We start from the raw sequence: 24,785 nt of genomic DNA on the forward strand, positions 1-24,785 counted from the left end.
GTTCTCCTGGCGCATACAATCCTCCAGCTCGTCCATCATTCCGCAGGCAGCTCGGGAGCAGCGTCCACGCACCACGTGTCGTCGGCGTTGCGGGCGACGCACGTGTACGTCTCTTCGTCGCAGAGATCGCTCGCGCACTCCGCGTCGATCTCGCAGGCGGCGCCGGCCGCGAGGTAGGGCCGGCAAACCCCGGGCGAATCGATGTCCGCCCCGGGCGCGCAGTAGAGCCCACGTGCGCACTCGGCGCCCAGGTCGCACTCGCCGCCTTCCGTGACGTAGCGGCGGCAGTCGGCGCGCGGCGGCGTGGTCTCGTCGCCGAAGTCGGTGACGTAGCAGTAGAGGCCCTCGCCGCACGCGAGGAGGCTCGAGTAATCGTTCTCCTGGGGAGAACAATCGGCGCCCTCCTCGAGCGAGCCGCGGAACGCGGCGTCGGCGAGGATCGCGCCTGCGTCGTCGAGCACCGGGCACGACTCGGGCGCGGCGGTCAGCGTCGCGAGCACCGCGTCGGCGGCCTCGGCGTCGAACGTGATCGCGCCCGATGTCGCGGCCTGCCCGCTGCGGAACGACGTGCAGATGCAGGTCGTGCGCTGCACGCAGAGCTGCATCGACTCGTAGCGGAAGTCGGGATCGGTGCAGCACGCGAGGTGCGCCGCGCAGAACGCGTCGGCGTAGGCCGGGCAGAACGTGTCGTCCGCGGCGGGCGTGCACGTCTCTTCGACGTAGGGCACGTCGTCGGGCTCACCGGCATCGGGATCGGCGCTCGCGGCCTTGCAGCCGAGCACGAACGACATGCCGATCAGCGCGCCGAGCGCGAGCATCGCACCCGCGACGCCCGCGCTCGTTCGATCGAGCGAAGACGTGATCTCGCTCAAGGACGCCACCCGCGAGGAGGACCGAACGAGCGGCGCGCCTCGACGTGCCAGGGCTCGCGCGAGTAGGGCGTGTGCAGCGAGACGCCGAGCCCGCGCGCGATGCGGATGAGGCGCGGCACGTCGTTGGTGTCGACGGCCTGGTACCACGTGCCGACGCGGCGGACGTTGCGCACGAGGTGGCGCGAGGGGCCCCACGGCGGGAAGGCCGGGGCGCCGCGCCCGCTCTGGTAGAGGTTCCACAGCGAGGCCTGCTGCGCATACGTGCGCAGGCCGGTGCGCGAGCCGTAGAGCGAGCCGCTCCAGCCGCGACGGCGCGCGGTGCGCAGGAGCCAGAGCCACGAGCGACCGACGCGCCCGAGGTCGAAGCGATAGCGGCGGAAGTTGACGAGCGACTCGCTCGCGACGCCGACGGTTCCGTCCTCGAGGAGCTCGCTGCCGTCGGGATCGACGTCGAGCTCGCTCTCGAGATCCGACGCGAGCTCTTCCGCGTCGAGCGTGTCGACCGCGAGCTCGGTGGGCAGCGCGTCGACGTCCACGCCGCGCACGCGCCAGAAGCGCGCGCTCGCGTCGTCGGTCACGTCGAGATCGGCGACCCACACGCCGTGCTCCTCGTCCGACGCCTCCTCGGAGATCACGCCCTCGCGCCACTCCGACCACGTCGTTCCGTCGAGGCTCGTCGCGATCTCGATCTGCATCGGCGCAGGCGCGCGATACAGGTACGAGAGGCGCACGAACTCGACCTCCGCGTCGTGCGCCGGCGAGCCCTGGAGCTCGCTCTCGATCTCGTCGGCGTCGAGCCACGAGGACACGGCGTCGTGGCCGTGATCGTCGCTCGCTTCGATCGCATCTGCGGTCTCGGCAGCACACCCGCTGCCGACCAGCGCGAGCGCGAGAAGGCATGTCCTCCCTCGCATCCGTTCCACCCCTTCCGGAGGCCGAGCCCGTCGCGCTCGGTCCGGCGGCGTGTGTTCGCAACCCACGTGCCTCCGCCGTCAGGACCGGCCAGCGTGGCCGCGCAGGACGGCGCGCTCGCTCGAGATCGCAGTGATCGCGCCGATGCGGCACGAAGGTCGCGTACGCGCGCAGGAACGTGTCCAGGTTCTGATCGGACCTGGCGCGCTGCGGACTGCGCGATGGGAGCGACCGACCTCGGCGCTGGAGTCGAGCGGGACCGGCGAACGTGTGCGCGCGTATCGGGCGGGGAATCAATTCACCGCAGAGGACCGCAGAGAGCCGCAGAGAAGGAATTTCGATCCTCTGCGGTCCTCTGTGGTTGATCTTCGCCGATCGATCAGCGCTCGTTGAGGCGCGGCAGGAGCTCGACGAAATTGCAGGGTCGGTATCGGCTGTCGAGCTGCAGCTTGAGGATCTCGTCCCAGCCGTCGCGGCACGCGCCGGTCGAGCCCGGCAGCGCGAAGATCAGCGTCGCGTTCGCGACCGCCGCGAGCGCGCGCGACTGGATCGCGGCGAGCCCGATCGACTTGTGGCTGATGAACCGGAAGTGCTCGCCGAACCCCGGGATCTCCTTCTCCGCGACCGCGAACACCGCCTCGGGCGTCACGTCGCGCCCGGTGATCCCGGTGCCGCCGGTGATGAGCACCACGTCGATCCCCGGGTTCGCGATCCACGCGCGCAGCTGCGCCTCGATGAGCTCGCGATCGTCCTTGAGGATCAGCTTCGCGACGACGAGGTGCCCCGCGTCGCGCGCGCGCTCGGCGAGCAGACGCCCCGAGTGGTCGGTCTCGTCGGTGCGCGAGTCGCTCACGGTGAGCACCGCGACGCACACCGGAACGAACGCGACGTTCTCGTCGATGCCGGGGCCCTTCACGCGTCGGCCCTTCCCTTGTTGGGCTTGCCCTTCTTGCGCGCCTTCGCGCGCGCGGCCGCAGCGTCGGGCTTCTCTTCCTTCGCCGCGCTCTCGGGCAGCTGCTGTCCGCTCTTCTCCGCGTCGAGCCGCTCGTCGTACTCCTCGGCGAGGCGCGCGCTCTCGTCGATCTTCGCCTTCTCCTCCGCGCTGAGCGGCGTGAGGATGTTGAAGCGCTTGGTGCCGAAGATCAGATACGCGCACACCAGGACGATCGGCAGCGAGAGCAGGTGGCCCATGTTGAGGAACCAGCCGTCGTCGACGCCCTGCGACTCCTTCGCGAACTCCGCGATGAAGCGCAGCGAGAAGTGGATCATCAGGAAGAGATAGAAGGTCGCGCCCGGGCGCAGCTTCCGCGCGAAGCGCGGCTGGAACCACAGCGTCGCGAACGCGAGCTCGGCGAAGTAGAGCACCGCCTCGTAGAGCACGACCGGATGGCGCGGCTCGAGGTAGCCGCGCGCGACGAACTCACCCGCCGCGTTGCGGCCCCAGTCGGTGAACTGCACGGCCCACGGACCCTCGGTGACGCGACCGACGAGCTCGTGGTTGAAGAAGTTCCCGAGGCGAACCCAGGGGAACACCCAGATCGCGACCATCATCACCGCGTCGGCGTAGCGATGGAACGCGATGCCGAGCTGCTTGCCGTTGCGGTGCCAGAAGATCCACAGCGCGAGCACGCACCCGAGGCCGCCGCCGTGGCTCGCGAGGCCCGAGCCGAGCGCCCAGAAGCGACCGAGGTGCACGTCGAGGGGCCAGAGGCTGTTCACCTCGATCGAGAGGTCGAAGAGCCCATCCCACTCGTAGAAGATCAGGTGGATGTAGTGCGCGCCGAGCAGCATCCCGATCGGCACCCACAGCGTGAGCCGCTCGGCGTGGTGCTTGGGCAGCCCCCAGAGCTTGAAGTAGTGCGGCGCCTTCCACGCACAGAGCAGGAGGCCCGTCGCGAACAGGAGGCCGTACCAGCGGAGCTCGATCGCGCCGATGCGCGCGATGATCGGGTTCATGTCCCAGTGCACTCGGCTACCTCGAAGGACGGAAAGAGATGCGCTCGCCGCATACCGCATCCACGCGCCCGATGCGAGCCGGCCAGGGTATCCTCGCGGGCCGGATGCGTGGGGTGTGGGGCCGGGTGCTGCTGTCGTGCGCGGCGGCGATGATCGTGAGCGCGTGCTCGTGCAGCGACGGCCCCGCGCCGCCGCCGTTCGAGGCGCCGCCGCAGGACACGACGCCGCTCGCGCTCGAGCGCTACCACGTGCAGTGGGACGCCGACGCGCGCACCCAGGCGCTGAGCGAGGGGCGCGCGGTGATCGAGCGGCTCGAGTGCACGCGCTGCCACGTCGTCGACGAGGTCGCGGCCGCGGGTCGCAGCGAGCACTGCGTGAGCTGCCACGTGTTCCTCGACGGACTGCCGCGCGACGATCGCCGCTACCAGACGATCGCGTCGCGCTACGGCGAAGACACGATCCAGCGCTACCAGCGCAACATCGAGCACTACCTCGCGGTGCCCGATCTCACCGGCATCGCGCGCCGACTGCGTCCCGAGTTCATCCGCGACTACGTCGCCGCGCCCTTCGACGTGCGACCGACGATGCACGAGACGATGGTGCGCATCGACGCGAGCGACGGAGACGTCCGCGCGATCACGCGCTACTTCGCGGCCGTCGCCGAGGTGCACGATCCCTACGGCGAGACGAGCGCACCGACCGAGCCCGAGCTCGCGCGCGACGAGCAGCGCATCGCGCGCGGACGTCAGCTCTTCCAGGAGCGCGGCTGCAACGCCTGTCACTACGTCGGCAACATCCGATTGGGCCGCACGGAGGAGCAGATCCGCGGCGCCGGCATTCCCGCGCGCATCGCGCCCAACCTGCGCTTCGTGCGCGATCGCATGCACGCCGACGTCGTCGTCGACTGGATCGTCGATCCCCAGCGCATCGCGCCCGGCACGCTGATGCCGAACCTGCGCGTGCGCCGCGAGGACGCCGAGCTCATCCGCGACTTCTTGTGGTTCGCCGATCCGGAGCTCGAGCCCACGCCGCCCAAGGCCGACTTCGTGCTGCCGCCCGCGGTGCAGCGCCCGGTCTCGTGGGAAGAGGTGAAGGAGCGCGTGCTCGGCCGCGTGTGCGTGCACTGTCACATGAACGATCACGAGCGCGATCGCGGGCCGGGCAACGCGGGCGGCTGGGGCTGGCCCAGCGAGCGCGTGCACTTCCGCACCTACGAGGCGCTCGTGAGCGGCATGCCGGGCATCGAGGATCGGCAGTGGTCGTACCTCGAGACGTGGGAAGAGGCGACGATGCCGCTCCTGCTCGAGGTGATGCTGCGACGTCGCGACGAAGAGCGTCGTGATCACGTGCTTCCGTTCCACGATCACGAGCGACCCGAGTACGCCGATCACGAGCCCGGCATGCCGATGGGCCTGCCCTCGATCCCCGACGACGAGATCGCGCTGGTGCGCGCGTGGATCGAGCAGGGCTGCCCCGGTCCGACCGAGGTCACCGGCATGCCCGGCATCACCGACGGCTTCCTGGTGCCCGACGGACCGATCGCGGTGAACCACGGCTGCGGCGTGCGCGCGCCCGTCGATCCGCGGCCCGAGTGGGCGTCGCAGCCGCCGCCCGAGTGGGCGCGCGAAGAGCGGTGAGCCGCGTCGCTCGATTCGTCGCCGCGTGGCTCGATCTGCCGGAAGGGCAGGGCGGGCGCGCGGTGCGCATGCTCGCGCTGATCTTCCTGCTCTCGTCGGCGCTCTCGCTGATGAAGGCGGCGCAGAGCGGGATCTTCCTGGTCGCGTACCCGCGCTCGATGATCCCGTGGGCGTTCGCGGCGTCGTCGGTGCTGCTCGCGTCGCTCTCGTCGCTCACCGTCGCGTACGCGCAGCGGCTCGGCACCGCGCGGCTCGGGACGATCTCGCTCGCGTGGTCGGCGCTCGCGATGGTCGTGCTGCGCGTCCTTTTGTTGGTCGACCAACCAAGTATCCCGTTCGTGCTCTACGTCGTGATCGAGGCGGCGTCGGGCGTGCTGGTGATCCAGGTGTGGGCGGTCGCGAGCGCGGCGACCGATGCGCGCAGCGCGCGGCGCTTGTTGCCGGTCGCGGGGATCGGCGCGGCGCTCGCGTGGACCATCGCGGGCCTCGCGGTGCACCCGATCGTCGAGGTGATCGCGAGCGAGGGCTTGTTGCTCGTGTCGCCGGTGCTGCTCGGCGCTGCGTGGTGGGTCGCGCGGAGGATGGCGCGCCTCGATCTCGACGAGCGCGATCGACGCGGCAGCAAGGCGAGCGCGCCGCTGGGCGAGGCGTTCCGCTTCGTCGCGAAGGTGCCGCTGCTCCGCATGATGGCGGTGCTCTCGATCCTCGCGCTGGTCGTGGAAGAGGTGATGGACTTCCACGTGATGGCGACCGCACGCGAGACGCTCGGCGACGCCGAGGCGATCAGCGCGTTCTTCGGGCGCTACTACGCGATCACCAGCGCGATCGGGATCCTTCTCCTCGCGGGGCCTGCGGCCCGGGTGCTCGGCGCGCTCGGCGCGACGCGCGCGCTGATCGCGACCCCGCTGGTCACCGCGATCGCGGCGGTGTTCGCGATGGTGGTGCCGGGGCTCACCTCCGCGGTGCTGCTGCGCGGCACCGGGCGGGTGCTGAAGCAAGCGCTCTGGTCGAACGCGCAGGAGCAGATGCAGACGCCGCTCTCGCACGCGCGTCGTGCCCAGGCGCGCGCGGCGACGCGCGGTGTGCTCGCGCCGGCCGGCTACGCGGTGTGCGCGCTGGGGCTCGCGGCGATCCCCGAGCACGTCGACGAGCGATGGCTCGCGGCGCTGGTGCTGGTGCTCTCGGCGATCACGGTCGTGGTGATCGCGACGAGCGCGCGGAAGACGTACCTGCGCGCGCTGGAGCGCGCGGTCGACGAGCGACGGTTGTTCCTCGGGGTCGGTCGTGCGCCGCGGCTGGCGCCGCTGGAGCGCGACGTGATCGAGCTGCTCGAGCGCGAGATCCGCGGCAGCGACGCAGCGCGCGCGATGCTCGCGGCGGAGATGCTCGGGCTCTCGGGCGACGCGGTGCAGATCGATCGCATCGCGCTCGGGCTGGTGCACGAAGACGCGCGGGTGCGCGGGGCGAGCGCCGAAGCGCTCTCGCGCATCCCCGACCCGGCGGGCGCGCGGCACCTCTCGCGCGCGCTGGGGCGCGAGACCGACGTCGAGGTGCGGCGCGCGATCGTGAGCGCGATGCGCCCTTCGATCGCACAGCTCGTGACCGCGCGCGCCGATCGCATCATCCAGGACGCGCTCGCGCGCGCCGATCGCGACGCCGATCCCCAGGTCGCGTCGATCGCACGCGCGCTGCACCTGCGATGCACGCACGACGGTGAGGCGCTCGGCGCGTCGCTGCTGCCCGCGCTGCGAGGCGACGACCCCGGTGCGCGCGCGACCGCGCTCGACGAGCTCACCGTCGAGGCCGCGCACGCGAAGGGCATGCAGGAGGTGCTGCGCGCGCTGCTCGCGCACGACGCACCGGACGTGCGCATCCACGCGGCGGAGCGTGTGATCGCGCTCGGCCTGCTCACGCTGCTGCCCGACGTCGTCGTGCTCCTGAAGGACGCGGCGACCGGCCCCGCGGTCGCGCGCGTGCTGGTCGAGGTGGGCGAGGTCGCGTTCGGCGATCACGCGCGTCCTGCGGGCGCGAGCACGCTCGCGTCGCTCACCGAGATCGCGCGCCGCATCGCCCGCTCGCCGGGCGCTGCGTCGTCGGATGCGCTGCTCAAACGACTGCTCGAGCATCGCGACCCCGCGATCCGTCATCACGCGACGTTCGCGCTGGCCGATGCGATCCGCGCCGGACGTCGCGCACCGCTCGAGCCCGCGGTCGCGCTGCCGCTCGTCGATCGCGAGGTGCGTCGCGCGTTCTTGCTCGCGTCGATCCTCGCCGGCGTCGCGCGCGACGACGGAGTGCCGGACTGGGAGTTCGAGCCGCACGTTCGCTTCCTCGCGCGCGAGGTCGAGCTGCGCATCGAGGCATCGCGCGCCGAGGTGCTCGAGCTCTTGCTCCTGCGTGGTGCGAGCCCGCGGCTCGTGTCGGCGATCGAGGCGTCACGCCGTGCACCGTCGCGCGAGCGCGACGCGCAGGTCGCGGAGCTGCTCGAGATGGCGCTCGACCCCGCGATCGCGCGCAAGGTGGTGCCGATCTTCGAGCGGCTCACCCTGCGCGAGCGCATCGACGCGGCGCGCAGGCTCGGGCTCGTCGATCAAGAGGCGATCGAGGACCCGCTGGACGCGATCGTGCTGCTCGACGATGCTCACCTCCGTCGCTGCGCGCTGCTGACCTACGGTGCGCGCTTCGAGCAGCGCTTCCCCGACCTCGTCGAGATCGATCGCCCGATGATCCCGCGCATCGAACGCATCCGATTCCTGCGCAGCGTGCCGCTCTTCGAGGGCCTCTCGGGCGAGGACCTGCTCAGCGTCGCGGACGTGCTCGAGCAGGTCGAGCATCGCGCCGGCGCCACGGTGTTCCACGAGGGCGATCCCGGCGAGGACCTCTATCTCGTGGTGCGCGGCACGATCGCGATCGAGCAGGGTGGGGTGCGCATCGCCGAGCTCGGGGAGCGCGAGTTCTTCGGCGATCTCGCGGTGCTCGATCACCAACCGCGCAGCGGTGACGCGATCTGCGTGAGCGACGCGCAGCTGCTGCGGCTGCGGGGCGCGGATCTCCGCGAGCTCATGGTCACGCGTCCGCCGATCGTGCAGGGCATCGTCCGCGTGCTGGTGCGGAGGCTGCGCGATGCGGGCGTTCGCCGCGCGTCGCATGCGTGAGTGGGTCGCCGCGCTGATCGTGCTCGTCGCGATCAGCGCGAGCGCGCAGCAGCGCGCGGAGGTGCGGCTCCTGAACGGCGCGAACACTCCGCTCGATCCGACGCGCGACGTGCTGATGCCCTCGCTCCACATCCCGAACGACACGACGCTGCCGCGCGTCTGGTCGTTCGACGGAACCAGCGATGCGCGTGACGTGCGCATCGAGCTCGTCGGGCTCGACGCGGACGAGGCGACGATCGAGAGCGTCGACGCGCTGGGCATCACGCGCCACGCGCAGGAGCACGTCGCGCTGCATCGCGAAGGCGACGTTCGTCGCTCCGCGTTCCTGCGGCTCGTGACCACCGATCTCGACGCCGAAGCGCCCGACGTGACCGATCGCGTGCTGCAGGTCGCGCTCGGCGACCTCGTGCGCGTCACCGCAGCGGGCGCGACCTACGAGATCCGCGTCGCGTCGCCGCGTCGTGCGCGCCTCCGGATGCGCATCGTGCGCAACGAGGCCGGAGGGCGCCCCGCGATCGGCGGCGACGAAGCGCGCGCCGCGGCGCTGGCGCGCGAGCAGGTGACGATCGCGAACGAGATCTGGGCGCAGTGCGGGATCGGCTTCGGCGATCCGCTCGAGCTCGACGTCGCGGTCGTGGATCCGCCGACCGTGTCGATGCTGAGCGTCGCCGACGTCGATGGCCTTCCGGCGCGCGGCGGCGGTGTGATCCGGATGCGCGTCGACGGTCGCGCAATCCCGGCGATCACCACGCGCCCGAACGCGCGACCGGTCGAGACCGCGCTCGCGATCGCGACCGCGCTACGCCGCGCGCGCTTCGTCGCGCGCGTGTTCGAGAACGAGCGGACGGAGAATGGCGCCGATCGATCGGCGGACGTCGTGGTGCGCCATCGCGACGGATCGCTCGTCACGATCACACGCGACGGCGACGCGCCGCTCTCCACCGACGCCCGGCAGCGCGTGTCGCTCGCGGAGGTCGATCTCGGCGACGGAGTGCGCGAGTTCGACAACATGGCCGCGCTCACCGGCACGCTGGAAGAGCGCGCGCTGATCCGCGCGATCACCGACGAGGACGAGCGCACCATCGACGTGCTCGTCGTCAGCGAGTTCACCGGCCGAACGCGCGATGGCGAGGCGTTCGTCTCGGGCGAAGCGGCAGGCGCCCCGGGCTCGATCGCGAACGTCGTCCTCGTCTCGCGCGAAGGGATCGCCCGAGCGCGCACCGCGTTCACCCTCGCGCACGAGCTCGGCCACGTGCTCCTCGACCACCCGCTGCACCCCGATCACCTCGGCCCCGATCAGCCGTGGCGCCTGATGGACTCCGACGCCGCCGACTCGACGATCCTCGGCCCGCGAAGGCTCACCGAGACCGAGTGCGCGCGAGCCCGCCGCTTCGCTCACCTCGAGTGACATCGCTCTTGAAGCCAGGCGATACGGTGCAGCTCGTCAGCATTCCCACCGGACTGCGAGACGATGAGGAGCTGGCGACGAAGTCGCTCTTCGAGGCGTGCCTCGGTCACACATTCGTCGTGCAGGCCATCCAGCCGATCGAGGGCTCGCGATACCTCGTCGAGCTCTACGTCGGTCACGTCGTCGGCACGAAGGACTTCATGCACTCGATTTGGGTCGAGCCCGAGCACCTCGTGCGCGCGGGCTGACGCGTCACTCGAACGCGGCGATCAGCGCATCGGTCAGCGTCGGTGCGCCCACCAGCTCCAGACCCGCGCGCTCCTCCGGCGTCGTCTGCGTCAGGTTCCCGCGCGGCAGGATCACCTTCGAGAAGCCCATCTTTCGCGCTTCCTGCAAACGGCTCGACGCGCGCGGCACCGCGCGCAGCTCGCCCGCGAGGCCCACCTCGCCGAACACCGCGAGCCCTTCCGAGATCGCGCGATCCCGCAGGCTCGACACCACCGCGATCGCGAGCGCGAGATCCGCCGCGCGCTCGTCGACGCGCGCACCGCCCGCGATCGACGCGAACACGTCCTGATCGAGCACGTGCACGTCCGCTTTGCGATCGAGCACTGCGAGCAGGATCGACAGCCGGCTCCCCTCGATGCCCGTCGACACGCGACGCGGCGGGCCCATGCGCGCGGGCGCGACCAGCGCCTGCACCTCGATGAGCACCGGCCGCGTCCCTTCCGCGCTCGGCAGCACCACCGAGCCCGGCGCGCGCGAAGGACGCTCCGCGAGGAAGAGCGCGCTCGGATCGGGCACCTCGCGCAAGCCCTCGCGCACCATCTCGAACACCGCCATCTCGTGCGCCGGGCCGAAGCGGTTCTTGGTCGCGCGAACCACGCGATACGCGAGGCTGGGATCCCCCTCGAACGTCAGCACCGTGTCGACGAGGTGCTCGAGCACCTTCGGCCCCGCGAGCATCCCTTCCTTCGTCACGTGGCCGATCAGGAAGAGCGCGAGGCCTCGTCGCTTCGCGATCTCCACCAGCCGCGCCGCCACCTCGCGCAGCTGACCGACGCTGCCCGCCGCGCTCTCGAGCGCGCCCGATCGCACCGTCTGGATCGAGTCGACCACGATCGTCGCGGGCTCGAGCTCTCCGATCGCGCGCTCGATGTCCGCGAGCTCCGTGGTCGCCTGCACCATGACGCGATCCATCCCCGGGAGCGCCAGCCGCGACGCGCGCATCGCGACCTGCGCCGCGCTCTCTTCACCGGTCACGTAGAGCGCCTTCGCACCGCCGCGCGCCATGCCCGCGAGCGCCTGCATCAAGAGCGTCGACTTGCCGATGCCGGGATCACCGCCGAGCAGCACGACCCCGCCGAGCACCGCGCCGCCGCCGAGCACACGATCGAGCTCCTCCGAGCCCGTCGAGATCCTGCGTGCTCCGTCGGGTGGGACCTCGCCGATCGGCGTGGGCCTCGCGAGGTGATCCCCCGCGACGTTCGCGGCGCTGCTGCGCGCGCTCTTCGCGGGCGCGCGCTCCTCGACCAGCGTGTTCCACTCACCGCAGGTCGCGCAGCGGCCCATCCAACGTGGGCTGGCGGCACCACACGCGGTGCACGTGAAGACGGTCTTGTCCTTGCTCGATGCCTTGGTCATCGGGCGGCTTTCTCGGGCTCGTCGTGCGCGCGTTGCGATCGCATGCCTCGCTCCGGCGGAAGGCGGCGACTATACTGCTGCTCGTGCGCTCGCGAGCGATGTGGTTCTGGTTCGCGGCAACGGCGCTGACGATCAGCGCCGTCCCGCGTGGTGTCCACGCACAGTCCGCCCGCGATCTCGGATCGCCGGTGGGCGATCCCAGCGCGACGACGGCACCGACGCCATCGACGCCGCCGGCGCAGCCGCCGACGTCGTACGAGAGCGTCGACGTGCCGCCGCCCCCGGGGAGCGCCGAGCCCGGCATCCAGTACCCCGGTCAGCCCGACGCGCGACGCAGACCGCCGCTCACGACCGACGCGGGCGTGCGCATCCCGAGCGGCATCGCGACGCGGCTGCGCGCGCTCGACAGTGACTTCCAGGTCCTCGCAGCGCGCGGCGGAGGAAGCATCGTCGACGGCGTGCTCGGCATCCTCACCGGCGGCCTCACGATCACGATCGGCATCCTGCTGCTCGAGGAGCCCGCGGGCCCGGGCGGTCTGAACATGTCGCCGTACCTCTTCACCTACGGCGGCGCGAGCGCGGTGCGCGGCATCCTCAGCCTGGTCCTGATGACCAACCCGTCGGGCGCGGCGATCACCTACTCGCACATGCCGATGACGACGATGGCCGAGGTGCAGGCGCGCCTCGACTACGGCGAGCGCGAGCTCGCGAGCCTCGCGGATCGTGCGCGCCTCTCGCGCATCATCGACGGCTCGCTCAACGTCGCGGTCGGCCTGGCGATCATCCCGATCTACCTCGGCCCGAACAACTTCGAGATCCGCAACACGTTCGACTGGTTCGTGCTGATCGGCGCGGGCATCTCGGCGATCAGCGGCGTGATCACGCTGCTGAGCAGCACCGAGGCCGAGCGTCGCTGGTCGGCGTACGAAGAGCTGCGCGACCGGCTGCGCGCGCGCGGTGAGGCCGAGGGTCGTCAGGGCGAGGACGCGCCGCGCTCGGAGCTCGAGCTCGAGGTGCCGGCAGGACGCGGTCCTTCGATCGCGCCCATGGCGTCGGGCGGCGCCGGCAGCGGCGTGCTCGGCGTGACCGGCACGTTCTGAGCGACGAACGTCGGGAACACGCACGGAGCCGGGGATGTCCTGGCTCCGTGCGCGCGTTTCTGGTGATCGTCCTGCTCGCGTGGGCCGCGCCGTGCGCCGCGCAGGACCGGCTCGTCGAGATCGGCACGCTCGGCGATGCACGACATCCCGCGCGTCGTGTGGTCGCGTGGGTGCCGCGCGAGCACGGGACCTCGCCGCTGCCGGTGCTCTACGTGCACGACGGGCAGGCGGCGTTCTCGCTGTTCGGGATCGATCGCACGCTGCGCGCGCTGATCGACGAGGGCGTGGTGACGCCGTGGGTCGTCGTCGCGATCGACACCGTCGATCTCGAGCGACGACGTCACGAGCTCGCACAGCACGCCGAGGCGTACGCGGACTTCGTCGCCGACGTGGTCGCGCCCGCGGTCGCGTCGCGGCTGCGCGTGCGCAGCGATCGCGAGGGCACGGCGTCGATCGGCTATTCGTATGGAGGGCTCGCTGCGGTGCGGCTCGCGCTGCATCGCCCCGATCGCTTCGGGCGCGCGATCGCGATGTCGCCGAGCCTGTGGTGGCGCAGCCGCGACGCGCTCGCGCGCATGCGACGCGCGCGCGTCGTCCCGACGAGGATGTGGATCGACATCGGGAGCCTCGAAGGGCGCCGCGGCGAGACGGTGCCGTACATGGTCCGCGACGCGCGCGCGCTGCGTGATCTCGCAGTGTCGCGCGGCATGACGTTCGGTCGCGCGCTCGGCTACGACGAGGCGATCGGCGAAGCGCACGACCTCTTCGCGGCAGGTCGTCGGATGCGCGCTGCGCTCGCGTTCGGGCTCGGCGAGATCGATCTCTCGAGCACGACCCCGAGCGCGCTCGAGGTCGTGCGTTATCCCGGCGCGCGTCGCATCACGTTCGCGGTGCGCGCGCAGTACCCGCGCGGCCTCTCGCTCACCTGGCCCCCGCAGCGCGCCGGTCTGCGGCGCGACGTCGTCGATGCGCGCGCGGCGATCCACGCGCGCATCGGCGACCTCGTGGCGCACGCGCCCTGAGTGATCAGCGCCGGCAGATCAGGATGACGCCGAGCCCTGCGTCGCCGCCGCTGCCGACCACCTCCCACCCTCGCGGGATCCGCACGATCTTGTTTCCGCGGAACTCCATCTCCGCGCGCTCCCACTGACCTTCGGCGTCGATGTCGTGCGTCTCCTGTCGACCGAGCACGCACTCGCGATACCCCGTGCTCTGCGCGCCCGCTGGCTCGCTCCGGAACAACACGGCGCCGAGCGCGACGCCCATCAGCACCAGCACCCCACCCACCATCGCCGATCGAATCTCACGCATCTCGTTCCTCCTCAGCGCGCGCCCCAGCGCCTTCTCAGGATCCACTCCGCGCCGAACAGCGCGACGAGCACCAGGAACGCCCACGGGCTCGCGAACGGGCGCTCCGTGACCACGCCGAGCGAGCGCACGCGCGTCGCGTCGAAGCGCTCGAGGTCGGGCGCCTGCTCGGGGTCCTCGAAGATCTCACCGCCGGTGCGCGCCGCGAGCTCGCGCAGCACGTCGGGCCGCGGACGCGGATCGGCGAGCTCCTGTCCGCCGCTCTCGACGACGAACACTTCTTCGGCGAGGACGTCGGTCGCGCCCCGCTCCACCGCGACCACGCGATATCCGCCCGGCTCGTCGGGCGCGACCAGCTCCACCCGCGCGCGACCTTCGCCGTCGGTGCGCACGTCGGCCGACGCGAGCGGACGATCCGCCTCGCCGAGCACCGTGATCGTCACCTCGCGCGCCCCGAGCGGCACGTAGCGCTCGTCGGCGAGCGACGCGTCGATGCGCATCCGCGCGCTCGGCCCGTAGCTCTCGCGGTCGGTCTCGATGCGCGCCGGCTCGAGCGCGGGATCGCGCGACAGCCACCGCAGCGCGCGATCCCAGAACCGCTCGTACGCCGACGCATCGCCCTGCTGCCCGCCGCTCGTCATGCCCCAGCGCCACGACGTGTCGGTCATCAGCGCCATCACACGACCGCGCCCCGCGCTGCCGCTCACCAGCACCGAGAGCGGCGCGCCGCTGCGATCACGACGCGTCGGGTGCTGCAACAAGCGCTGCCCACCGCTCCGCACGTCGGTCGTCACGTTGAGCCCCTGCAGCGGCGAGAGCGCGGCCCACGCCGCGGCGTTCGCGCGCGCATCGGGCAGCAGCGCGACGAGCGGATGGCGCGACGCGTCCTCGGCGAGCACCGGCTGGAACCGATCGGTCGTGATCGCCTGCGTCTCCGCCGTGCCCCGCGGCAGCACGCCGACCGGGAGCACCTCGGCGATCGGCGTCTCCGCGTATCCCGCCGCCGAGAACGAGAGCGGCCCGCCGATCATCGCGAACGATCCGCCGCGCATCACGTAGTCGCGGATGCGCGGCAGATAGCCCGCCATCTGATACGGCGCGTACTCGAAGTTCTGGAAGAGCACGACGTCGAAGCTGCCGAGGTGCTCGTGGAACAGCTCGTCGGTCGGGAACGGGATCAGCGCGAGCTCTTCGGGCTGCGCCATCGTCATGTCCGACGTGTTGCGCAGGATGAAGAACGAGATGAGGTCCGTCGTGGGATCGCGCGTGAGGAACGCGCGCAGGAAGCGCTCGTCCCAGCTCGGCTGACCTGCGACCAGGAGCACGCGCAGGTTGTCGCGCGCCACGCGCACCAGGAACGCGCGCTCGTTGTTCTGCGGCACCGCGTCGCCGGGCGCGGTGGGGATCACCACGCGATACACGCTGCGTCCCAATCGATCCGGCGTGAACGCGAGATCGACCGTCGCTTCGCCGTCCTCGGGCACCACGACCGCGGTCTCGCGCAGCGTCTCCTCGCCGCGCATCAGCGCGACCGGGATCTCGCCCGCGCTCTCGCCGAGCCGTCGCACCGTCACCCGCACCATCGCGGTCCGTCGCAGGAACCCCACGCGATCGGCGCGCACCTCGGCGATCGCGTCGTCGCGCAGCGATGCGCCGGCGCCGAGCGCGACGGCGTGCACGCGCAGCCCGAGGCGCGTCGCGGTCTCGAGCGCACCGCCCGCGAGATCGGCGCCGTCGGACACCACGAGCACCGCGCCGAGCTCGTCACCGGCCGGACCTTCCGCGGCCGCTTCGATCGCCGCCGCGAGCCGCGTGTCGTCCTCGATCGGCGCGAGCTCCTCCGCGAGCGTCTCGAGCCTCGCCGGGCGCAGCGCCGCGCCGAACGTGTACACGTCGGGCGCCCGCTCGCGCTGCGCCCCCGACCATCGAGCCGCGAGCGCCTCGGCCTCGTCGGCGCGGGTCCGCGCGTCCTCTTCCTCGCCGGTGCGCACGATGCCGCTCCGCGACGCATCGAAGAGCACCGCGAGCCGACCGGGGCGCTGATCGAGCCGCTCGCCCGACCACGTCGGCTGGATCGCGACCAGCAGCGCCGCGAGCGCCGTCGCGACGCGCAGCGCGATCAACGCGCGACGCCGCCGCACGTCGCTCACGCCGAGATGACGCAGGCCGATCACGATCACGGCGACCAGCGCCGCCGCGATCAGCAGCGCGCTGATCACGCCGCCGGGGATCTCGAGCGCGAGTCGTGCGTCGCTCACGGGATCGCGGCTCCGCGCCTCCGCATGATGAACGGCGCGTGCACCTGATCGTCCTTGTAGTCGAGGCAGAGCGAGTACATCGCGAGGTTCACGCCGAGGCGGATCGCGCGCTCGCGCTGCGCTTCACCGCCGGGCGTGACCGAGTGCTCCCAGGTGCCGAGGTTGTCGCGCGCCCACGCGCCGCCGAGATCGTGGCGCGAGTACACGAGCGCGACGCGATCCCCGAGCGTGATCCCCTCGAGGTGATCGGGCCCCGCGACGCGTCCCTCGGGGCGCTGCAGCAGATAGAACGATCGGAAGACCGTGTGCTGCGCGGGAAGACGTGCGAGCGGCGCATCGGGCATCGCGCGCGAGAGCTCGCGACGGATCGACGTGTCGAACCCGTCGTCGTCGGGCGATGCGTCGTCGATCAGCACGAACCCGCCGAAGCCGAGGAAGCGCCGCAGCCCCGCGATCTCGGGCTCCGAGAGCGGCGGGAACGCGGCATCGCCGCTCCAGTAGAGGAACGGCGTCTCGAAGATCGACGGATCGTCGAGGCGCGCGCGCGAGGGCTCGAGCCGGGTGTCGATGCTCGTGCGCTTGCGGACCTCCCACGCGAGGCGTCGCGGCGCGGTCTCGCGCGGCCGCGGGTTGCCGCCCTCGTGATCGACCGAGCGCACGTCGAAGAGCGAGGACTCGCCGAGCGCGCGCGCCGTGGACGGCGTCATCGCGTGCGGCGCGAGCGCTGCCGCGAGCAGCGCGCACGCGAGGGTGATCGCGGTCCGCGCGACACTGCGCCGGTCGTGCTCGGAAGGCTGGGGCAGCGTGCCGCCGCGATCTCGCATCGGGGCTCGGAACGTAGCGCACGCAATCCCTGTGTGCCTGATCGTTTGCGGTGATGTCGTTCGTTGTCGTCGCGGGTCTATGCATCGATCCGCATGGCGGTGGAGGGCGCACTGACGAGCAGCCTCCGAGAGCGGGTGCTCGCTCGCTGGTCCGCTCGCGAAGGGGGGGCGCAGGATCGCGATGCGCAGCGCCTCGCGCTGCTCGAGCGCTGCGTGGGCTCGGCCGACGGCACCTGCGATCTCGAGCCCGCGCCGTGCCACGACGTCGCGTCCGCGCACGAGCTCGCGGGAACCACCGCCGCGCTCGTGCATCTCGGGGCGGTGCTCCGCGATCTCACGCTCTGCGACTCCGCCGCCGGCGTCCGGCTCCAAGCTCTGTCCAGCACCGTCGACCGTGCGATCGACGCGCACGTCGCGGCGCTCGAGCAGGGCGTGGAGCGCGCGTTCGCGATCCCCGAGCTGGCGGTGCGCGAGGAGGCCGGAGCGCCCGACGAGGTCGACTACGTCTGGGACGTCGCGACGGACGCGATCTCCTGGGTCGATCGCCGCCGCTCGCGCAGCGTGCCGATCGCGAAGCAGCTCGGGACCACCCGCGCCTCGTTCCACAGCCACATCCATACCGACGATCGCGATCGCGTCGCGCGGACGCTGCGCGAGTCGATGGCGCGCGCCGACGAGCTCTTCTGGTCGGAGTACCGGCTGCAGCGCCCCGACGGCACGTGGGCCGACGTGCTCGAGCGCGCGGTCCTGGTCCGCTCCGGCGGTCGAGTCGTCCACGCGCTCGGCCACCTGCGCGAGCGCACGATGGTGCGGCGCCTGTTGCGCGAGCTCGAGGAGGCGCACGAGCGGCTCGAGGCCGCGAACTCGGCAGCGCAGATCGGGACGATCCGCATCGATCGCGAGCGCCTCGTCACCGTGCGCGACGCGATGCTCAACCGCATCCTCGGGCTCCCCGCGGAGCCCTCGGTGCACGCCTACGGCGAGACGCTCACGTGGGTGCACCCCGGCGACCGCGATCGACTGGGCGCGGAGATCGATCGCGCGATGATCGACGGCTCGGTCGTCCCGCTCGACTGCAGGGTGCTCCGCAAGGACGGAACGACGCGGTGGGTGCGAGGTCGCGCGCGCGGTCTTCGCACCGAGGACGGAACGCTGCGCTGGCTCACCGGCGCCGTCCTCGACGTGACCGACGAGCACGAGCACGCGGTGGAGCGCCAGCGACTGCTCGAGGACGCGCGCCGCTCCCGCGCCGAGGCCGAGGCGATGAGCCGCGCGAAGGAGGAGTTCCTCGCGCTCGTCTCGCACGAGCTGCGCGGCCCGGTCAACGCGATGCTCGGGTGGCTCTCGCTGATCCGCTCGGGACAGCTCGACGCGGCGCAGCTCGATCGCGCGCTCGCGACGCTCGACCGCAACGCCCACGCGCAGTCGCGGCTGATCGAGGACCTGCTCGACATGTCGCGCGTCCTCGCGGGCAAGCTGCGGCTCGAGCTCGACGTGATCGACGTCGCGTCGCTCGCGTCCGAGGCGATCGCGTCGTGGGAGCCCGCAGCGCTCGCGAAGTCGATCACACTCTCGAACGACGGCTGCGCGTCCGAGCGCGCGCTGGTGCTCGGCGACGCGGGACGGCTCCAGCAGGTGCTCTCGAACCTCCTCGGCAACGCGATCAAGTTCACGCCGCGCGGAGGGTGCGTCTCGATGAAGGTGTCGTGCACCAGCGAGCGGGTGCGCATCGCGGTGCGCGACACCGGCCCGGGCATCCCGGAGAGCGAGCGCGAGCGCATCTTCGAGAGCTTCCGACAGTCGGGCTCGCAGGGAGCCCGCAGGGAGAGCGGCCTCGGGCTCGGCCTCGCGCTCGTGAAGACGCTCGTCGAGCTCCACGGCGGCACCGTGAGGGTCGAGACCCCCGACGACGGCCGCGGCTCGGTGCTCGTGGTGGAGCTCCCGCGCCGCGATCAGCCGTGATCGCCGGGCTTGTCGCGCTCGGAGCGCTGGGGCAGAGTGCCGCCGCGAGTGACCTCCCGACGTCGTCTCGCTCGCTCCGTCCTCCCCTTCGCGCTGGTGATCGCGCTGGCGCTCGTGGGCTGCGGATCGAGCGCGTCGGAGGAGCCGGCACCGCCTCCGCGGCGCGAGGCGTCGCGACCCGCCGAGCCCGGGCGCGCGCCCGCGAGCGAGGTGCCGCTCGTGCGCGGCAGCCGCCCGATCATGAGCACGCTCTACCAGATCACGATCGTCTCGGACGACGAGGCGCGCGCGCACCGCGCGATCGACGCCGCGCTCGACGAGGTGGAGCGGCTCGGCGTCGTGCTCTCGGAGTGGCGCCCCGACAGCGAGGTCTCGCGCATCAACGAGGCCGCGGGTCGCGCGCCGGTGCAGGTCGGCGCGGACACGATGGCGAACGTGCGCGAGTCGCTGCGCATCGCGGAGTGGACCGACGGCGCGTACGACATCACCTGGGCTGCGCTGCGCGACTTCTATCTCTTCCAGCCCGGCGAAGCGCGCGTGCCCGACATGGACGCGGTGCGCGCGCGCCTGCCGCTCGTGAATTGGCGCGACGTGATCGTCGACGAGGCCGCGAGCACGGTGATGCTGCGCCGCGAGGGCCAGGCGATCGGCCTCGGCGGCATCGCGAAGGGCTGGGCGGTCGATCGCGCGGGCGCGGTGCTGCAGGAGCACGGCTTCCGCGACTTCATGATCTTCGGCGGCGGTCAGGTGCTCGTGCACGGCGCGCGTGGTGATCGCGGATGGCGTGTCGGCATCCAGCACCCGCGGCGCAGCGACTACATCGGGTTCGTCGAGGCGACCGACGCATCGATCGCGACCTCGGGCGACTACGAGCACGCGTTCCGCGCGCCCGACGGAACGCACTGGCACCACATCATCGATCTCACGACGGGCCTGCCCGCGCGCGGCACGATGTCGGTCACGATCATCGCGCCCACGGGCCTGCTCGCGGACGGGCTCGACACCGGCTGCTTCGTGATGGGCCCCGAGCGATGCCTCGCGATGCTCGAGCGCCTGCCCGAGCGCGTCGACGCGGTGATCATCGACGCCGATCTGAAGGTGTGGACCACGCCGGGGCTGCGCGAGCGGCTCACGATGCGCGTCGAGCTCGACGCCGAAGGCCGACTGCCGCGTTAGCGCGGTCTTCGCGAAACCGACGGCCGAGCACGCGGGACGAGCACGCAGGACGCGCACGAGCAGGAGCACGTGGGCCTTCGGCGCGCGCAGTCCGCGAAATTCCGAGGCCCAATGGGCGTTTTCCGCACAGGTCGCGGCGCGATTCCTACGCGAAATCCGCAGCTTACGAATTGTCCTCGTTTGGGGTATCGGATCGAGCCTCCACGACCCTCGATCCGAGCCTCGTCGACCCTCGATCCGAGCCTCGTCGACCCTCGACCCGAGCCTCGCCGACCCTCGACCCGAGCCTCACCGACCCTCGACCCGAGCCTCACCGACCCACGCCCCGAGCCTCGGCAACCCTCGTCTGCTGCCTCACCGCCCCCGCGCGAGACCCGTGCTCGTGCTCGTGCGCGTCCCTCGTGCTCGTCCCGCGTGCCGCGTGCGCGTGCTCGGCCGTTCCATCCCGCCCCGAGCGGCCCCATGCTTCCCCGCCATGCTGAGCACCCCGATCGGCCGCCTGCGTCTCGTCGCCCTCGTCGAGGCCGTCTCGTACCTCGTGCTGCTCTTCGTCGCGATGCCGCTCAAGTACGTGTGGGACCTCCCGCTCGCGGTGCGCGTCGCCGGCGCAGTGCACGGCTTCCTCTTCGTCGCGTTCGTCGTCGCGCTCTTCCGCGCCGCGGACGCGCGCTCGTGGGCGTGGCGCCGCAGCGCGCTCGTGTTCGCGACCTCGCTCGTGCCCTTCGCGACGTTCTGGATCGACCGCTCGCTCCGCGAGGAGGACCTCGCGGTCGCGCACGTGCGCAGCTGACGTGCGGGCCCTGCGCCAGCGAGCACTCCAGCTCGACCGTGCGTCCAACATCGGCTCGCCGGCGCAGGGCCCTCCCGTCCGCGTGCGCCGCACGCTCCCGTGCGGGCCCTGCGCCAGCGAGCACTCCAGCTCGACCGTGCGTCTCCTGATTTCCTTCGCCGCGGCCGAGGGCGTATCCTCGTGATCGATGAGCGCCGGCGAAGACGGCGCCGAGGGGTGGGGCGACGACGGGGAGTACGGCCGCACCACGATCGGCACCGACATGTTCGGGACCCAGGAGGTCCCCGACTATCCGGCGGTCGGGCGGATCGGCGGCTTCGAGATCCTCGGCCGCATCGCGCGCGGCGGCATGGCCGAGCTCTATCTCGCGCGGGCGCGCCAGGGCGACGGCTCGGTGCGCCACGTCGTCGTCAAGCGCGTGCTCACCGAGATGCAGCACGACGCCGAGATGGTGCGGATGTTCATCGAAGAGGGACGCATCGCGCGGCGCCTCTTCCACCCCAACGTCTGTCACGTCTACGAGTGCGGCGAGGACCAGGGCCTCACGTACATGGCGCTCGAGTGGGTGCACGGCGTGTCGCTGCGCGACGTCATCCGTCGCTCGCAGCAGCACGGCGGGATCCCGGTGCCGATCGTGGTGCACGTCATCGCGAAGATCGCGGCGGCGCTCGAGTACGTGCACCACGCGCGCGGCATCGACGGAAAGCCGCTCGCGATCATCCACCAGGACGTCTCGCCCCACAACGTGATGCTCAGCTGGAAGGGCGACGTGAAGCTGCTCGACTTCGGCATCGCGAAGACGAGCGCGCAGGCGCAGATCGCGAGCGATCGCCCCCAGGGCAAGTACGAGTACATGTCGCCCGAGCAGCTGCGCGGCGCGCCGATCGACGCGCGCAGCGACATCTTCGCGCTCGGCGTGTGCCTCCACGAGGCGCTCTGCGGTCGCTCGCTGCACGGCCGCGAGAGCCTTCCGATGATCATGAGCGCGGTGGTCGAGGAGCCCGCGCCCTCGGTCCGCTCGGTGCGCCCCGAGCTGCCCGAGGCGCTCGATCGCATCGTCGCGAAGGCGCTCGCGAAGGCGCCCGAGGAGCGATTCCAGAGCGCGGCCGAGATGCAGCGCGCGCTCGAGGCGTGGCTCGATCAGGCGGGCCAGAACGTGAGCGAGACGCGCGTCGCGCTGATCATCGGCGGGCTCTTCGACGCCGAGGACAAGGCGCCGCTGCGTCCCGGCGCCGCGAACATCACGGGCACGCTGCCCGCGATCCTCTCCGGCGAGATCGAGCTGCCGCGCTCGTCGAGCGATCCGCCGCGCGAGCGCAACCGCGAGCCCTCGCTGAGCGACTCCGCGACGCGCACGCTGGTCGACGAGGACCCCGACGACGGCGGCGCGAAGCACGAGCGCAGCGTGTCGCTCGGCGTGATCGGGGTGTCGATCGGGGTCGCCTTGGTGATCCTGATCACGGCGTGGATGTTCCTGGCGGTGCGGTGATCGACTGTCCAACATCGGCTCGGCCGCGGCGGGTCCTTCCGTCCGCTGCGGGCCCTCCACGGCCGAGCACTCCAGCTGGGCTGATCCCGAAGAGCCGCGTCGCGTTGCGCCAGTAGAGATCCTCGAGCACGTCGCGCGGCAGATCGATCCCGTCGATCGTCCAGTCGCCCTGGATCGGCGTGGGGTGCGCGAAGCCGCGATCCGCGGTCTCGAAGTAGCGGAAGTGCGCCTCGTAGAAGACCGGGATGCGCGACGGCGGATCGGCATCGCGCCCCGCGGAGCCGAGCACGAGCGAGCCCCGCGCGCCCATCTGGAAGTCGGTGCCGAAGAGGATGCGATCGCGATGACGCACGAAGAGCGCGCGCATGCGCGCGGGATCGTGACGGCCGATCTCGGGGATGCGCGCGCCGGTCTCGACGAAGAGGTTCGGATGGGTGTCGAGCATGCGCGCGACGGTCTCGGGCTCCTCGGGCGCGTTGCCGAAGTGCGCGCCGAGGAAGCGGGTGCGCGGATGGCGCGCGACGCGTCGCTCGTACTGATCGAACACCTCGCGCCAGCTGGGCCAGTCGCCGTGACCGTCGGGGCGCGCGCCGTGGAAGCTCCACGAGGGATGCGCGGAGAGCTCGTCCCAGCGCTCGTTGTCGCGCGTCGCGGGCTCGAAGAACGCCTGGGGATCGCCGCTGTGGATCAGCACCGGGAGGTCGAGCTCGCCCGCGGTCTCGAACACGACGTCGAGCCGGGGATCGTCGACCGCGAGGAGCGATCCATCGGCGAGCGTGATGCCGAGGCCGAGCGCCTTGAACACCTTGAGCCCGACCGCGCCCGCATCACGACACGCGCGCAATGAGCGACGTGCGTAGTCGTCGAAGTCGCTGCGCTCGACGCGCGAGAGATCGAGGTGGCAGTAGGGGCGCAGCGCGCCGTGGGTGCGGCGCATCGCGTCGGCGGACTCTTCGAGCCCACCGCCGTTCGGGTGCCCGCCCGAGGCGTTCAGCGCGATCACCACGCCGCCGTGCTCGCGGAACGTGCGCAGCGCGCGCTCGGCGAGCTCCGGCGGGACGTGGACGTGCACGTCGATGCGCGGGATGTCGGCGTAGCGATGCGCGCGCGATGGTGCCTCGTCGTCGGGCCACACGCGCCACGCGATCGCGATCGCCATCGCGATCCCTGCGACCACCAGGCCGAGCCGGCTCCCTCGAGGCGTGCCCCGCATGGCGCGAAGATACTCGCCCCGCGCGGGTCGCGCGCCGGTGCGTGCGACCCGCCGTCACTCCGCGATCAGCAGTCCGTCACCGCGCACGAGGTCTGGCACCCGTCACAGAGCACGCAGTCGGCGAAGTCCACGTACACCGAGATGGCTGCGGGGGGCGCCGCGGCGGCGCAACCCTGGGCGCACGCGTCGGTCGTGCAGGCGTTCACGCAGTTCGAGAGCGCTTCGCAGCCGGGCGTCTCCACGCATGCGAGCCCCGCCGCCTCGCACACGGAGGCGACCGCGCACTCGATGCACGCGTCGCAGCTCGCTCCCCCGTCTTCACAGGTCGCAGCGCAGTCCGCCGGGCACGACGCGGGCGTCTCGCCCGCGCCGCAGACGCCGTCGCCGCACGCCGTGCAGTCCGCCGGACAGGTGGCGCTCGACTCCGAAGCGTCGCAGGCGCCGTTGCCGCACGTGCTCGGCGCGCAGTCGGCCGCGCAGGTCTCCGGCGTCTCGCCGCCGTTGCACGCGCCGTCGCCGCACGCGGGCGCGCCGGGACACTCGGTCGCCTCGCACGCGCTCTGGCAGCTCTCGCACAGCACGCACAGCGCGAAGTCGCCGTAGAGCTGCCGACCTTCGAACGGGGCGTCCGCCAAGCACTGCTGCTGGCAGGGCTCGTCGCTGCACCCCGCGAGGCACCGCGAGAGGGCGGCGCACTCGCCGTTCGCGCTGCAGGCGGCCAGCGCGGATGCGCATCGTCCCTCGACCGCGCACTCCTGGCATTGGTCGCAGTCCGCGATCCCCGCGCAGCTCGGGCAGTCCTCGGCGCACGCGTCGACCTCCGACTCGTCGCACGTTCCGTCGCCGCACTCGGGGCCCGATTCGCAGTCGGCGGGGCAGTCCTCGCCGTCGTCGCAGGTGCCGTCACCGCAGGTGCTCGGTGCGCGCGCGTCGGGCTCCCCTCCGCCGTCGATCGGCGGGGTGCCCGCATCGCCGTCCCCGCTGTCGCCTTCGCCGCCTCCGGGCCCGCCGCACCCCGCGGCGATGGCGACACAGAGAGCGAGCCCGAACGATCTGAGCCAGCGGTACGTCACGCACGGAC

20 protein-coding genes are annotated in these 24,785 nt (G+C 72.0%); 10 read left to right on the forward strand and 10 right to left on the reverse strand.

Annotated elements, in window-relative coordinates:
• Positions 1 to 35: 35 nt before the first annotated feature.
• From I5071_RS04815 to I5071_RS04830, 4 genes are all read right to left on the reverse strand, one after another.
• Positions 36 to 881 carry a hypothetical protein gene (locus I5071_RS04815; RefSeq protein WP_236604200.1) on the reverse strand — a complete coding sequence of 282 codons (846 nt, stop codon included), beginning with the start codon at positions 879 to 881 and terminating at the stop codon, positions 36 to 38.
• Entirely contained in the window at positions 869 to 1,786 is a 918-nt protein-coding gene (locus I5071_RS04820) for a hypothetical protein (RefSeq protein WP_236604201.1), read from the reverse strand. The genes I5071_RS04815 and I5071_RS04820 overlap by 13 nt, the downstream gene beginning before the upstream one ends.
• Positions 1,787 to 2,163: 377 nt before the next feature.
• Entirely contained in the window at positions 2,164 to 2,700 is a 537-nt protein-coding gene (gene moaB / locus I5071_RS04825; protein WP_419249623.1) for a molybdenum cofactor biosynthesis protein B, read from the reverse strand.
• Positions 2,697 to 3,740: a prolipoprotein diacylglyceryl transferase gene (locus I5071_RS04830; protein ID WP_236604202.1), complete on the reverse strand. Its 1,044-nt coding sequence runs from the start codon at positions 3,738 to 3,740 to the stop codon at positions 2,697 to 2,699. The genes moaB and I5071_RS04830 overlap by 4 nt, the downstream gene beginning before the upstream one ends.
• Positions 3,741 to 3,844: 104 nt before the next feature.
• On the opposite strand from I5071_RS04830, the gene I5071_RS04835 reads away from it, so the two are divergent.
• The 4 genes from I5071_RS04835 to I5071_RS04850 are packed head-to-tail and all read left to right on the forward strand — an operon-like array spanning position 3,845 to position 10,188.
• Complete coding sequence (locus tag I5071_RS04835) at positions 3,845 to 5,377, forward strand: c-type cytochrome (RefSeq protein ID WP_236604203.1); 1,533 nt, start codon at positions 3,845 to 3,847, stop codon at positions 5,375 to 5,377.
• Positions 5,374 to 8,532: a cyclic nucleotide-binding domain-containing protein gene (locus I5071_RS04840; RefSeq protein WP_236604204.1), complete on the forward strand. Its 3,159-nt coding sequence runs from the start codon at positions 5,374 to 5,376 to the stop codon at positions 8,530 to 8,532. The genes I5071_RS04835 and I5071_RS04840 overlap by 4 nt, the downstream gene beginning before the upstream one ends.
• A complete protein-coding gene (locus I5071_RS04845; protein ID WP_236604205.1) occupies positions 8,501 to 9,940 on the forward strand; it encodes an ImmA/IrrE family metallo-endopeptidase in 1,440 nt (479 codons plus the stop codon). The genes I5071_RS04840 and I5071_RS04845 overlap by 32 nt, the downstream gene beginning before the upstream one ends.
• An 8-nt stretch (positions 9,941 to 9,948) precedes the next feature.
• Positions 9,949 to 10,188: a hypothetical protein gene (locus tag I5071_RS04850; RefSeq protein ID WP_236604206.1), complete on the forward strand. Its 240-nt coding sequence runs from the start codon at positions 9,949 to 9,951 to the stop codon at positions 10,186 to 10,188.
• Between the two features lie 4 nt (positions 10,189 to 10,192).
• Here the strand turns inward: I5071_RS04850 and radA are convergent, their stop codons facing one another.
• Positions 10,193 to 11,584: a DNA repair protein RadA gene (radA, locus tag I5071_RS04855; RefSeq protein WP_236604207.1), complete on the reverse strand. Its 1,392-nt coding sequence runs from the start codon at positions 11,582 to 11,584 to the stop codon at positions 10,193 to 10,195.
• A 188-nt stretch (positions 11,585 to 11,772) separates the two neighbouring features.
• Here radA and I5071_RS04860 point away from each other — a divergent pair, with 188 nt between their 5' ends.
• The gene (locus I5071_RS04860; RefSeq protein WP_236604208.1) at positions 11,773 to 12,684 is read left to right on the forward strand and encodes a hypothetical protein; all 912 of its coding nucleotides are present in this window, start codon (positions 11,773 to 11,775) and stop codon (positions 12,682 to 12,684) included.
• Between the two features lie 47 nt (positions 12,685 to 12,731).
• Positions 12,732 to 13,706: an alpha/beta hydrolase gene (locus I5071_RS04865; protein ID WP_236604209.1), complete on the forward strand. Its 975-nt coding sequence runs from the start codon at positions 12,732 to 12,734 to the stop codon at positions 13,704 to 13,706.
• 4 nt (positions 13,707 to 13,710) lie between these two features.
• On the opposite strand, the gene I5071_RS04870 is transcribed toward I5071_RS04865, so the two are convergent.
• The 3 genes from I5071_RS04870 to I5071_RS04880 are packed head-to-tail and all read right to left on the reverse strand — an operon-like array spanning position 13,711 to position 17,074.
• Entirely contained in the window at positions 13,711 to 13,995 is a 285-nt protein-coding gene (locus tag I5071_RS04870; protein WP_236604210.1) for a hypothetical protein, read from the reverse strand.
• 11 nt (positions 13,996 to 14,006) lie between these two features.
• Positions 14,007 to 16,250, reverse strand: coding sequence for a glutamine amidotransferase (locus I5071_RS04875; RefSeq protein WP_236604211.1), 2,244 nt, complete (start codon positions 16,248 to 16,250; stop codon positions 14,007 to 14,009).
• Positions 16,247 to 17,074 (reverse strand): DUF4159 domain-containing protein, encoded by an 828-nt coding sequence (locus I5071_RS04880; protein WP_236604212.1) that lies wholly within the window; start codon positions 17,072 to 17,074, stop codon positions 16,247 to 16,249. Before I5071_RS04880 ends, I5071_RS04875 begins: the two co-directional genes overlap by 4 nt.
• 93 nt (positions 17,075 to 17,167) lie before the next feature.
• On the opposite strand from I5071_RS04880, the gene I5071_RS04885 reads away from it, so the two are divergent.
• The 4 genes from I5071_RS04885 to I5071_RS04900 all read left to right on the forward strand — a co-directional run bounded on the left by I5071_RS04885 (position 17,168) and on the right by I5071_RS04900 (position 22,491).
• A complete protein-coding gene (locus I5071_RS04885; RefSeq protein WP_236604213.1) occupies positions 17,168 to 19,036 on the forward strand; it encodes a sensor histidine kinase in 1,869 nt (622 codons plus the stop codon).
• A gap of 48 nt (positions 19,037 to 19,084) precedes the next feature.
• Positions 19,085 to 20,212, forward strand: coding sequence for an FAD:protein FMN transferase (locus I5071_RS04890; protein ID WP_236604214.1), 1,128 nt, complete (start codon positions 19,085 to 19,087; stop codon positions 20,210 to 20,212).
• A 475-nt stretch (positions 20,213 to 20,687) separates the two neighbouring features.
• Positions 20,688 to 21,002 carry a DUF3817 domain-containing protein gene (locus tag I5071_RS04895; protein WP_236604215.1) on the forward strand — a complete coding sequence of 105 codons (315 nt, stop codon included), beginning with the start codon at positions 20,688 to 20,690 and terminating at the stop codon, positions 21,000 to 21,002.
• 187 nt (positions 21,003 to 21,189) lie between these two features.
• The gene (locus I5071_RS04900) at positions 21,190 to 22,491 is read left to right on the forward strand and encodes a serine/threonine protein kinase (RefSeq protein ID WP_236604216.1); all 1,302 of its coding nucleotides are present in this window, start codon (positions 21,190 to 21,192) and stop codon (positions 22,489 to 22,491) included.
• Here the strand turns inward: I5071_RS04900 and I5071_RS04905 are convergent.
• The gene (locus I5071_RS04905) at positions 22,460 to 23,704 is read right to left on the reverse strand and encodes an amidohydrolase family protein (protein ID WP_236604217.1); all 1,245 of its coding nucleotides are present in this window, start codon (positions 23,702 to 23,704) and stop codon (positions 22,460 to 22,462) included. The two genes, I5071_RS04900 and I5071_RS04905, sit on opposite strands and share 32 nt — an antisense overlap.
• A gap of 65 nt (positions 23,705 to 23,769) precedes the next feature.
• Positions 23,770 to 24,777, reverse strand: coding sequence for a hypothetical protein (locus I5071_RS04910; protein ID WP_236604218.1), 1,008 nt, complete (start codon positions 24,775 to 24,777; stop codon positions 23,770 to 23,772).
• Positions 24,778 to 24,785: the final 8 nt, after the last annotated feature.

This window comes from Sandaracinus amylolyticus (assembly GCF_021631985.1).
GTDB lineage: Bacteria > Myxococcota_A > Polyangia > Polyangiales > Sandaracinaceae > Sandaracinus > Sandaracinus amylolyticus_A.

Bases quoted from the DNA above. Each gene is read 5' to 3' on its own strand.
- I5071_RS04820 (WP_236604201.1), bottom strand. From the start codon at position 1,786: ATGCGAGGGAGGACATGCCTTCTCGCGCTCGCGCTGGTCGGCAGCGGG.
- I5071_RS04830 (WP_236604202.1), bottom strand. From the start codon at position 3,740: ATGAACCCGATCATCGCGCGCATCGGCGCGATCGAGCTCCGCTGGTAC.
- I5071_RS04835 (WP_236604203.1), top strand. From the start codon at position 3,845: ATGCGTGGGGTGTGGGGCCGGGTGCTGCTGTCGTGCGCGGCGGCGATG.
- I5071_RS04845 (WP_236604205.1), top strand. From the start codon at position 8,501: ATGCGGGCGTTCGCCGCGCGTCGCATGCGTGAGTGGGTCGCCGCGCTG.
- radA (WP_236604207.1), bottom strand. From the start codon at position 11,584: ATGACCAAGGCATCGAGCAAGGACAAGACCGTCTTCACGTGCACCGCG.
- I5071_RS04870 (WP_236604210.1), bottom strand. From the start codon at position 13,995: ATGCGTGAGATTCGATCGGCGATGGTGGGTGGGGTGCTGGTGCTGATG.
- I5071_RS04880 (WP_236604212.1), bottom strand. From the start codon at position 17,074: ATGCGAGATCGCGGCGGCACGCTGCCCCAGCCTTCCGAGCACGACCGG.
- I5071_RS04885 (WP_236604213.1), top strand. From the start codon at position 17,168: ATGGCGGTGGAGGGCGCACTGACGAGCAGCCTCCGAGAGCGGGTGCTC.
- I5071_RS04895 (WP_236604215.1), top strand. From the start codon at position 20,688: ATGCTGAGCACCCCGATCGGCCGCCTGCGTCTCGTCGCCCTCGTCGAG.
- I5071_RS04900 (WP_236604216.1), top strand. From the start codon at position 21,190: ATGAGCGCCGGCGAAGACGGCGCCGAGGGGTGGGGCGACGACGGGGAG.
- I5071_RS04905 (WP_236604217.1), bottom strand. From the start codon at position 23,704: ATGCGGGGCACGCCTCGAGGGAGCCGGCTCGGCCTGGTGGTCGCAGGG.